This window comes from Mesorhizobium sp. M1406, from assembly GCF_040317555.1.
Lineage (GTDB): Bacteria > Pseudomonadota > Alphaproteobacteria > Rhizobiales > Rhizobiaceae > Mesorhizobium.
This window is the reverse complement of the sequence record NZ_JAMYKW010000122.1, coordinates 1-7,195: the sequence shown is the minus strand read 5'-3', so window position 1 is coordinate 7,195 and position 7,195 is coordinate 1. Positions and strand designations below refer to the sequence as shown.

Annotated in this window: 6 protein-coding genes, 2 pseudogenes and 1 riboswitch; of the genes and pseudogenes, 3 read left to right on the top strand and 5 right to left on the bottom strand. The window is 58.2% G+C overall.

Annotated features, from left to right (window positions below):
- Positions 1–122: 122 nt before the first annotated feature.
- The 4 genes and pseudogenes from NKH03_RS33920 to NKH03_RS33905 all read right to left on the bottom strand — a co-directional run.
- Entirely contained in the window at positions 123–452 is a 330-nt protein-coding gene (locus NKH03_RS33920) for a helix-turn-helix domain-containing protein (RefSeq protein WP_352607984.1), read from the bottom strand.
- A gap of 64 nt (positions 453–516) precedes the next feature.
- Positions 517–852 carry a hypothetical protein gene (locus NKH03_RS33915; RefSeq protein ID WP_352973201.1) on the bottom strand — a complete coding sequence of 112 codons (336 nt, stop codon included), beginning with the start codon at positions 850–852 and terminating at the stop codon, positions 517–519.
- 432 nt (positions 853–1,284) lie between these two features.
- Positions 1,285–3,630, bottom strand: a complete 2,346-nt coding sequence (gene metE / locus NKH03_RS33910; protein ID WP_352973199.1) for a 5-methyltetrahydropteroyltriglutamate--homocysteine S-methyltransferase — start codon at positions 3,628–3,630, stop codon at positions 1,285–1,287.
- A 95-nt stretch (positions 3,631–3,725) separates the two neighbouring features.
- Positions 3,726–3,926: riboswitch (cobalamin riboswitch) on the bottom strand.
- A 107-nt stretch (positions 3,927–4,033) separates the two neighbouring features.
- Positions 4,034–4,120: pseudogene (locus NKH03_RS33905) on the bottom strand (IS6 family transposase); the annotation flags it as partial.
- A 134-nt stretch (positions 4,121–4,254) separates the two neighbouring features.
- Between NKH03_RS33905 and NKH03_RS33900 the strand changes: the two are divergent.
- From NKH03_RS33900 to NKH03_RS33890, 3 genes are all read left to right on the top strand, one after another.
- On the top strand, positions 4,255–4,428 hold the full coding sequence (locus tag NKH03_RS33900) for a M20/M25/M40 family metallo-hydrolase (protein ID WP_352698775.1): 174 nt from the start codon (positions 4,255–4,257) through the stop codon (positions 4,426–4,428).
- Positions 4,429–4,630: 202 nt separating this feature from the next.
- Positions 4,631–5,542, top strand: coding sequence for a dihydrodipicolinate synthase family protein (locus NKH03_RS33895; protein WP_352973197.1), 912 nt, complete (start codon positions 4,631–4,633; stop codon positions 5,540–5,542).
- Positions 5,543–5,593: 51 nt separating this feature from the next.
- A complete protein-coding gene (locus NKH03_RS33890; protein ID WP_352973196.1) occupies positions 5,594–6,220 on the top strand; it encodes a LysE family translocator in 627 nt (208 codons plus the stop codon).
- Between the two features lie 210 nt (positions 6,221–6,430).
- Here the strand turns inward: NKH03_RS33890 and NKH03_RS33885 are convergent.
- Positions 6,431–6,831, bottom strand: a pseudogene (locus NKH03_RS33885) (transposase); the annotation flags it as partial.
- Positions 6,832–7,195 lie beyond the last annotated feature (364 nt).

The window sequence follows — 7,195 nt, the reverse complement described above, 5'->3', positions numbered from 1 at the left end:
CCGCTACATCAACATGGACGATCTGCGCGAGCACAAGAAGCTCGCTCTACGCCAAGCCGCATGACCAGCACCATGGCCGCCCTTTTTGCAGAACTTGACGCACACAACCTGACCGGCCCCCCTTAGGGCGATGGGGGAGCCACTCCGTCCTCCATGTCCAGCGATTCTTCGACTGCTTCCGGATTCCGGGCGATGGTCCAAAGGAGAGTATTCGCCGCTACATCCGGTTTCGAGCGACCTTGCTCCCAGTTTCGAAGCGTTGCCAGATCGAGGCCATACCTCACCGAGAATGCCTCCTGAGAGAGCTTCGTGCGATCCCGGACTTCGCGAACACTTATCGGCCGCGGCGCATGAACCTTCGCGATCACGCCTGCGGACGACAGTTCATTCTTCAGTGCCAATAGGTCGTCGACGCAAGGAACCGTCACGAACGCCTTGCCGTGATCGACCATCTCCGTGAGTATCGCGTGGGCCGTCCTCAGTGGCAACTGTCTCTTGACGAGAATCCGGGCGGCCTCAGGAGTATTCGCGCCGTGAAGAAAACTGAGGCTCAGTCGGACGGGAGAAGCCTGACGACACCAGGACGACGTCCCGGGTTCGCACCCGAATTTCGATGTAGTCGACATTAAGCTTCTCCGCGATCACTCGACCGAGCTTGCGTAATTTGGACCATCCCCACTGGACCTCGGCATCGCCCCCAATATGCAGGTCACGGACGACAAGATGATTACTGCCCATCTCCACGTTGCCCAAGAGCTGAAGCACGCCATCGGGCGTGACCACGTCAAAGAGGAGGCATGGGTCCTCCGAAATATCCGCGTCCAGGATGAGTTCGATGTCATCGGGCTGCACACCAGATCCCTACGCAAGTTGCTTATAGAAGCTAAGTCGGGCGCTGGCGAGGGTCAAGGCCTTACGGATTTTCCGAATTGGCGGGACGCTGGCAACATCCGAATCCTGCCACCTCGACCCGTAGTCTGCGCTAATCGACTGGTGAAGCGGACAGACGCGCAGGTCGCCACCTGAGCGAACGCGACAGGCGGTCTAGTTTAAGAAAGACGCATGTACGATTTTCCGAGCGGCGCGGCCTGTATGTTCCGAAGGAGCCGATATTAAAGCGTATCGTCCAAATGGATATTTCCTGCGCGATTACGTGCCGAAGGGAAGTGCTCATTCTCGCTCGAGTGACTTATTTCAAAGGATGTGATCGCGTATTGGCACATTTACGGCCGACATGCGGCAGCCCGCAACTCACGTCATGGTGAGGAAGGAGAAGCATCAGGCCTACGCTTTCTCCCGGAGCGCACGTGCTGCAGCGACCATGTTCATGAGGGCAGGGCGGACCTCCTCCCATTTACGTGTTTTGAGGCCACAGTCCGGGTTTACCCACAGTTGGGCATCCGACAGTCGCTGGCGGGCAAGCATGACGAGATCCGAAATCTCACGGACTCCCGGGAGGCGTGGTGAGTGAATGTCATAGACTCCGGGACCGATTTCGTTCGGATATTTGGAGCTCATGAAGGCGTCCAGCAGCTCCATTTTCGAGCGCGAGGTCTCAATCGAAATGACATCCGCATCCATTTCAGCGATCGCGTCGATGATCTCGTTGAACTCCGAATAGCACATGTGGGTATGGATTTGAGTCGCGTCATTTACACCCGTTGAAGCGATCCGGAAGCATTCGACAGCCCAGTCGAGATAGACTTTCCAGTCAGACTGGCGCAGTGGCAATCCTTCGCGAAACGCGGCCTCATCGATCTGGATTATCCTTGCGCCGGACCTTTCGAGATCCGTCACTTCGTCGCGGATGGCGAGCGCGATCTGGCGGCAGGATTCGGAGCGGGGTACGTCGTCGCGAACAAAAGACCAGTTGAGAATGGTCACTGGGCCTGTGAGTATTCCCTTAACATGCTTTTCCGTAAGCGACTGGGCGAATTGCCACCAGCGCACTGTCATCGGATTGCGCCTCGATACGTCGCCGAAAATGATGGGGGGACGCACGTAGCGCGACCCATAGCTTTGTACCCAGGCATGCTGGGTGAGCGCGAAGCCGGACAACTGCTCGCCGAAATGCTGTACCATGTCGTTTCGCTCGAACTCACCGTGCACCAGCACGTCCAGCCCGATCTCTTCCTGCCAGCGAATTGCAGCCTCGATCTCCTTCTTCAGGAACGTCTCGTAGTCGACATAGCTCAGCTGGCCCTTCGCATGAGCGGCCCGCGCCTTGCGTACCTGCGGCGTCTGCGGGAAGGACCCGATGGTCGTCGTCGGGAACGGCGGCAGCCCGAGTGAGCCGGCTTGGACTCTGGAGCGCTCGGCAAAAGCGCTCTCTCGTCGCTTCATGCTATCGTCAATGCTGGCGATCCGCCCCTGAACAAGCGGGTCATGGATCCTCGTGGATGTCACGCGCGTGGCGGCAGCCTCGGCAGACGCTTTCAACGCGCCAGCCACCGCATCTCTGCCTTGGGACAGGGCCCGGGCCAGCAACACCAATTCGTCGGTCTTCTGGGCTGCGAAGGCGAGCCACGAGCTGATGTCGGCGTCGAGTTCCGTCTCCATGCGCAGGTCGATCGGCACATGCAGCATCGAGCAAGAAGGCGCGATCTCGACGCGGTCCAAGGGCCAGCCGGCGACGATCGATTTGATGCGGTCGAGAATGGCGGGCAGGTTCGCACGCCAGACGTTGCGGCCATCGATCAAGCCAAGCGAGAGCACCAGATCCTTCGGAGCGAGCCGACCCACCGTTTCCAGCTGCTCGGGAGCGCGCACGAGATCAATATGCAGCCCAGCCAGGGGCAGAGAAACCGCGGTTTCGAGATTGTTTCCCAGCGGCCCGAAATACGTAGCCAGCATGATCTTCAGCTCGGGCGCGGCTTTCGACAGCTGTCCATAGGCGAATTCGAACGCAGCTCGTTCGTTCGGGTTCAGATCGAGGACAAGCGCTGGCTCATCGATCTGCACCCAGTCGGCTCCCGACAGCTTCAGCCTCTGCAGAAGTTGCTCGTAGACGGGCAGCAGCCGCGATAGGAGCGCGATGGGACCGAACCCTTCGGCAGGCGATTTCGCCAGCTTGAGGAAGGTGATGGGTCCAAGGATGACTGGGCGTGTGTGAATGCCGAGAGCTTTAGCCTCGAGGAAGTAATCGACCGGTTTCGTTGACGAGAGGGCGAACGTCTGATCATCGTCGAGTTCCGGCACAATGTAGTGATAGTTGGTGTCAAACCACTTGGTCATTTCCATCGCGGTTACATCAGGCCCATGAGCCGCCTGCTGGTGACCAGCGTGTCCACAACCCTCCGTCTGACCCTGGTTGCCGCGCGCCATTGCGAAGTAGATGTCAAGTGGGACCTCGCCGCTATTCCAGCCGTAACGGGATGGAACGGCGCCGACCATGGCTGCGGTGTCGAGCACATGGTCGTATAGCGAGAAGTCGTTCGACGGGATTCTCGACACGCCGCGATCGTGCTGCTCCTCCCAGCTAGCGGCACGGAGCGCCTTCGCCGTCCTGAGAAGGGCGGCGGCGGAAGATTTTCCGGACCAGTAACTTTCAAGCGCGAATTTCAGTTCTCGCCGACGACCGATGCGCGGCACGCCGAGCGTTGCTACAGGAATTTGCTGAGAGACAGTCATGTCATACCCCGATGGTTGGGGCGTCGGTGACAAGGAAGGCGCTAGCAGGCCGGCACCAACGCCGGGTTGCAGCGGCCACCGAGACACCCCGCCCGTGGACGTAATTCGCCGTGGCAGGTCTCCTGGCTCGCGGGGTCATAGCCTCTACCCGTCTTCCCGAGGGTATTCGCCTCAGTGACATGAGTGGGGTTGGCTCGCCGCTAACAGTTGCGGGGGCAGCGCCGGCATCGCACCGGCTTCCCTCTTAGCTCCGCTCCGGCAGCGCCGTGCGGAGAACCACAACCCGCAGACAATCACAGCGGTCCGCACTTTGTCAATATCGCATAACGAAATGTTTATGTCGTTATGTATTCGCTCTTTTACACCTTGTCTTCATTCTGAAATATTCAGTCCGCCCTTTGCCGACGTACATCCATTGGCCGCGGACCTTGATGTACGTCTCGTCCATATGCCACTTGCTGCCGACCGCACGCTTGCGCCGGTTGAAGCGCGCTCCAGCAGCTCCGGCGGCCCGGTCCAAAGAGCAAGGCCCGACTGTGTCCCGATAAGGTTTTTAAGCGTCATTCAGGCGGTAAGTATAAGTATCTCATCTCAAAGCGTTTTCCGAAAGTTTGCGACAGAACCATGATGTTCAGCGAAGATTTCTCGTTCATGCTGAACAAGGTCCCCGGTGCCTATTTGCTCATCGGCAACGGTGACAGTTCCGGGCTGCACTCGACGACGTATGACTTCAACGATGACATCCTCGTACGTGGCGCCGCTTTTTTCTACAATCTTGCAAGAGATCATTTCGCATGACGTTAGCGTGAATTCCAAGTCGGAAAGATTTAACAGTCCCGCGCCTCCCCCCTTTGCGAGGCCGGACCTCGCATCGCCAAAAGCTAACTGGACTGGCAACATTGACGAGAACTGGCGCTATATCCAAGGCCAGTTGGCAATGTAAATGACATCAACGCCGGACCGTCGGCTTACAGTTCAACGGCCAAAGAGTTGGAGACACATGACTTTCCTGCGCGGTTTGTCCGCGTTTCCCATCACCCCCGCTGATCGCGGCGGTAATATCGATGAGCCCGCATTGGAAAAACTTCTTGCGCGCTTGATGGAGGCAAAGGTCGATTCTATCGGCCTGTTGGGAAGCACGGGCAGTTACATGTTCCTGTCGCGCCAACAGCGCCAATGCGCAATTGAGGCGGCCACCGATAAAGTCGGTGCTGATATTCCCTTGTTGGTCGGGATTGGAGCGCTGAGGACGGACGAAGCGGTGCAACATGCCAAGGATGCCAAAGCGATCGGTGCGACAGCCGGCTTGCTGTCTGCAGTGTCGTACGCACCTCTGACCGAGGATGAAGTGTTCGAGCATTTCCAAACAGTCGCATTGGAATCCGGTTTGCCGATTTGCATCTATGACAATCCCGGAACAACGCATTTTCGTTTCTCATCCGCCTTGGTCGAAAGGCTGTCTCGGGTGCCCGGGATCGTCGCCATCAAAAACCCCGGTTTTGGTCCGGCCGAAACCCAGCGCCATCTGGAGGACCAGCGCTCACAGGTGCCAGACGGCTTTTCGATCGGCTACAGTGGAGACGCGCAGTGCACCGAGGCGATGATTGCAGGTGCGGATACCTGGTACAGTGTCATTGGCGGACTTCTTCCCGATGCCTGTTTGAAGATCGTCAGGGCTGCACAAAGGGGCGATGCGGCCGAGGCGCGCAGGATCAATGCCAGCCTCGAGCCGCTCTGGGCTCTGTTTAAACGGTATTCCAGCCTGCGGGTTGTCTATGCTTTGGCGGAGGCATTGGAGATCTGCCATGCTTCACCTCCCCTGCCCATCAGGTCACTTTCCGAGGACGCGCGGTCAGAGGTTTTGGCAGTGCTAAAGCAGCTTCCAGCCGATGTGATCAGCCTATTCAGATGAGCAGATAGCCATGATCATCGATCCCTCGGTGGGCAGGGCACTCCCCTGATAATGGCGTTCTCGGCCTACATTCTGGCCGCATCCAGTCCAGGGCCGAGCAATCTTGCCATCATGAATACTGCCATGAGCCGGGGCCGTGTCGCAGCGCTTGCACTGGCTGCCGGCGTCGTCTCTGTCTCCTGGATGTGGGCAGTGCTCGCCTCGACCGGCGTTGCAACGGTATTGAAAGCCTGGCCGAGTGCTCTCAATGTCATCCAGTTCATCGGAGGCTGCTATCTGCTCTATCTCAGTGCACGGTTTGCCGGCTCCGCGCTTGCCGGGAAAGACCTTTCTGCAACGCCGGAGGCGGCGCTGTCCCGCACGGAGTTGGGCAAGATCTATCGGCGCGGGATCGCCCTGCATATCGCCAATCCGAAGGCCATCATGGGCTGGATTGCAACAATTTCTCTCGGGTTGCAGCCGGGTACGCCCGTCTACATGCCCTTTGTCATCATGCTGGGGTGTGCGTTTCTGGCCGTGGTGATTTTCGGGGGATACGCGATCGTGTTTTCGCTCCCATCGGTTTCGCGTGTCTATCAGAAAGCGCAGCGATGGATCGACGGCGTTCTCGCAGCCTTTTTTGTCATCGCAGACGTTCGGCTGATTTATGCCACTATCGGACCATGGATCTTGTCTTGACGGGGCCACCCGGCCAAGCGCGATCGGGATTGCCCCCATCACTCCCGGGGTCTATCGCAATTGTATAGACCCGTCTGAGCGAAGATGACACGTAACGCTTTGCCCGCTATCGGACGCATAATCGTCGATGCCAACGCTGCGACGCAAGGCACTATGGCAAGGGACATCCTGGAAAAAGCCTGCACAAATGGGAACATACGGCCGTTTCGGCTTGTCTTCCAGCCATTGGCCTGCGCCGTAGACTTTCAACCGCTGCTATCGATCAGCACATGCAGTGGACCGTCCTCGGGATGCCGCTGCCGCTTGGCCGATCGTTTCCATATCTGCGCCGGCGGCTTAGCGTCCTGTGATCGGGAACCGGTAGATCAAGGCCCATCAGGTCGAGCAGCGAGGTCGTCAATCCCTCGCTCTGGCGCAGACGAAGCCCGAACACGCATCCCAGTGTCAAGGCCGCCTCGATGGCGAGATCGGAATAGCGGGGCTGGCGCCGCGGGTCGTTCTTCACGGCGCATGCCAACTGGCGAAGGCTTCTTCTGTCAACCACAGCGTCAGACTGCCGCGCCGCCGAAGCCCGCCTCGTATTCCGGACAGTTTATCACCTTTAATTTCACCTTCGCGACTCGGTGATGGCGGCTGGCATAGTGTTTGTAGGGCGTCGGGCGAAGATCATGTCGTTGGCGATCTCGCCTGCGTATCGGCAAACCCTTGAAAAATGATCCACGCACCAACGCCTTCCAGAATAGAATACGCGTCCAAATATTACGCTTATTACACAATGGTGAAATAGGCTTCAGAATCCTTAATGAAACGTCACCCACGATAGTAATCCTCTATGGTAAACACCAAGGGCTTCCAACTCCAGAAAGGATAACGTTATGTCAGAAAATGTAATCCAGTGGCAGGCGGACACTGGCCGCGGCTTGGGCGTGAATGACCAGATCATCGGCGCCCCTGTGGGGCTTTGGCCCCTCAGCG